This window comes from Pseudomonas sp. WC2 (assembly GCF_050586545.1).
GTDB lineage: Bacteria > Pseudomonadota > Gammaproteobacteria > Pseudomonadales > Pseudomonadaceae > Aquipseudomonas.
In genome coordinates this window covers 2501-5469 of the sequence record NZ_JBOBDR010000037.1, presented here as the reverse complement: position 1 = coordinate 5469, position 2969 = coordinate 2501, and the positions used below count along the sequence as shown (strand labels likewise).

Sequence of the window (2969 nt, the reverse complement as noted above, 5' to 3'; positions counted from 1 at the left end):
AAAACAAAACCCCAACTGCTTTCGCAATTGGGGTTTCGGAATTTAATCTTGACGATGACCTACTCTCACATGGGGAAACCCCACACTACCATCGGCGATGCATCGTTTCACTGCTGAGTTCGGGATGGGATCAGGTGGTTCCAACGCTCTATGGTCGTCAAGAAATTCGGGTACTGAGTCGTGACCTGATGGCCTCGCTTCAGCAAATTGGGTATGTGACAGCTGGTGTTTTGTGAGCATCGAACTTTCGGTTCGTTTCGTCTTCACACACCGCAATCTGGCTCTTAAGCGCAAATTGCTTGGGTGTTATATGGTCAAGCCTCACGGGCAATTAGTATTGGTTAGCTCAACGCCTCACAGCGCTTACACACCCAACCTATCAACGTCGTAGTCTTCGACGGCCCTTCAGGGAACTCAAGGTTCCAGTGAGATCTCATCTTGAGGCAAGTTTCCCGCTTAGATGCTTTCAGCGGTTATCTTTCCCGAACATAGCTACCCGGCAATGCCACTGGCGTGACAACCGGAACACCAGAGGTTCGTCCACTCCGGTCCTCTCGTACTAGGAGCAGCCCCTCTCAAATCTCAAACGTCCACGGCAGATAGGGACCGAACTGTCTCACGACGTTCTAAACCCAGCTCGCGTACCACTTTAAATGGCGAACAGCCATACCCTTGGGACCGGCTTCAGCCCCAGGATGTGATGAGCCGACATCGAGGTGCCAAACACCGCCGTCGATATGAACTCTTGGGCGGTATCAGCCTGTTATCCCCGGAGTACCTTTTATCCGTTGAGCGATGGCCCTTCCATACAGAACCACCGGATCACTAAGACCTACTTTCGTACCTGCTCGACGTGTCTGTCTCGCAGTCAAGCGCGCTTTTGCCTTTATACTCTACGACCGATTTCCGACCGGTCTGAGCGCACCTTCGTACTCCTCCGTTACTCTTTAGGAGGAGACCGCCCCAGTCAAACTACCCACCATACACTGTCCTCGATCCGGATAACGGACCTGAGTTAGAACCTCAAAGTTGCCAGGGTGGTATTTCAAGGATGGCTCCACGCGAACTGGCGTCCACGCTTCAAAGCCTCCCACCTATCCTACACAAGCAAATTCAAAGTCCAGTGCAAAGCTATAGTAAAGGTTCACGGGGTCTTTCCGTCTAGCCGCGGATACACTGCATCTTCACAGCGATTTCAATTTCACTGAGTCTCGGGTGGAGACAGCGCCGCCATCGTTACGCCATTCGTGCAGGTCGGAACTTACCCGACAAGGAATTTCGCTACCTTAGGACCGTTATAGTTACGGCCGCCGTTTACCGGGGCTTCGATCAAGAGCTTCGCGTTAGCTAACCCCATCAATTAACCTTCCGGCACCGGGCAGGCGTCACACCCTATACGTCCACTTTCGTGTTTGCAGAGTGCTGTGTTTTTAATAAACAGTCGCAGCGGCCTGGTATCTTCGACCGGCATGAGCTTACGGAGCAAGTCCTTCACCCTCACCGGCGCACCTTCTCCCGAAGTTACGGTGCCATTTTGCCTAGTTCCTTCACCCGAGTTCTCTCAAGCGCCTTGGTATTCTCTACCCAACCACCTGTGTCGGTTTGGGGTACGGTTCCTGGTTACCTGAAGCTTAGAAGCTTTTCTTGGAAGCATGGCATCAACCACTTCGTGTTCTAAAAGAACACTCGTCATCAGCTCTCGGCCTTAAGATCCCGGATTTACCTAAGATCTCAGCCTACCACCTTAAACTTGGACAACCAACGCCAAGCTGGCCTAGCCTTCTCCGTCCCTCCATCGCAATAACCAGAAGTACAGGAATATTAACCTGTTTTCCATCGACTACGCTTTTCAGCCTCGCCTTAGGGACCGACTAACCCTGCGTCGATTAACGTTGCGCAGGAAACCTTGGTCTTTCGGCGTGGGTGTTTTTCACACCCATTGTCGTTACTCATGTCAGCATTCGCACTTCTGATACCTCCAGCAAGCTTCTCAACTCACCTTCACAGGCTTACAGAACGCTCCTCTACCGCATCATCCGAAGATGATACCCGTAGCTTCGGTGTATGGTTTGAGCCCCGTTACATCTTCCGCGCAGGCCGACTCGACTAGTGAGCTATTACGCTTTCTTTAAAGGGTGGCTGCTTCTAAGCCAACCTCCTAGCTGTCTAAGCCTTCCCACATCGTTTCCCACTTAACCATAACTTTGGGACCTTAGCTGACGGTCTGGGTTGTTTCCCTTTTCACGACGGACGTTAGCACCCGCCGTGTGTCTCCCATGCTCGGCACTTGTAGGTATTCGGAGTTTGCATCGGTTTGGTAAGTCGGGATGACCCCCTAGCCGAAACAGTGCTCTACCCCCTACAGTGATACATGAGGCGCTACCTAAATAGCTTTCGAGGAGAACCAGCTATCTCCGAGCTTGATTAGCCTTTCACTCCGATCCACAGGTCATCCGCTAACTTTTCAACGGTAGTCGGTTCGGTCCTCCAGTTAGTGTTACCCAACCTTCAACCTGCCCATGGATAGATCGCCCGGTTTCGGGTCTATTCCCAGCGACTAGACGCCCTATTAAGACTCGCTTTCGCTACGCCTCCCCTATTCGGTTAAGCTCGCCACTGAAAATAAGTCGCTGACCCATTATACAAAAGGTACGCAGTCACAGAACAAAGTCTGCTCCCACTGCTTGTACGCATACGGTTTCAGGATCTATTTCACTCCCCTCTCCGGGGTTCTTTTCGCCTTTCCCTCACGGTACTAGTTCACTATCGGTCAGTCAGTAGTATTTAGCCTTGGAGGATGGTCCCCCCATATTCAGACAAAGTTTCTCGTGCTCCGTCCTACTCGATTTCATGACTAAGAGATTTTCGCGTACAGGGCTATCACCCACTATGGCCGCACTTTCCAGAGCGTTCCGCTAATCTCAAAGCCACTTAAGGGCTAGTCCCCGTTCGCTCGCCACTACTAAGGG

At 51.8% G+C, this 2969-nt stretch carries 2 rRNA genes (1 of these 2 cut by a window edge); both read right to left on the bottom strand.

Annotated elements, in window-relative coordinates:
• Positions 1-46: 46 nt before the first annotated feature.
• Positions 47-162: ribosomal RNA gene (gene rrf, locus ACQ4OE_RS26660) — 5S ribosomal RNA — on the bottom strand.
• A 148-nt stretch (positions 163-310) separates the two neighbouring features.
• A 23S ribosomal RNA gene (locus tag ACQ4OE_RS26655) occupies positions 311-2969 on the bottom strand (it continues 235 nt past the right edge of the window).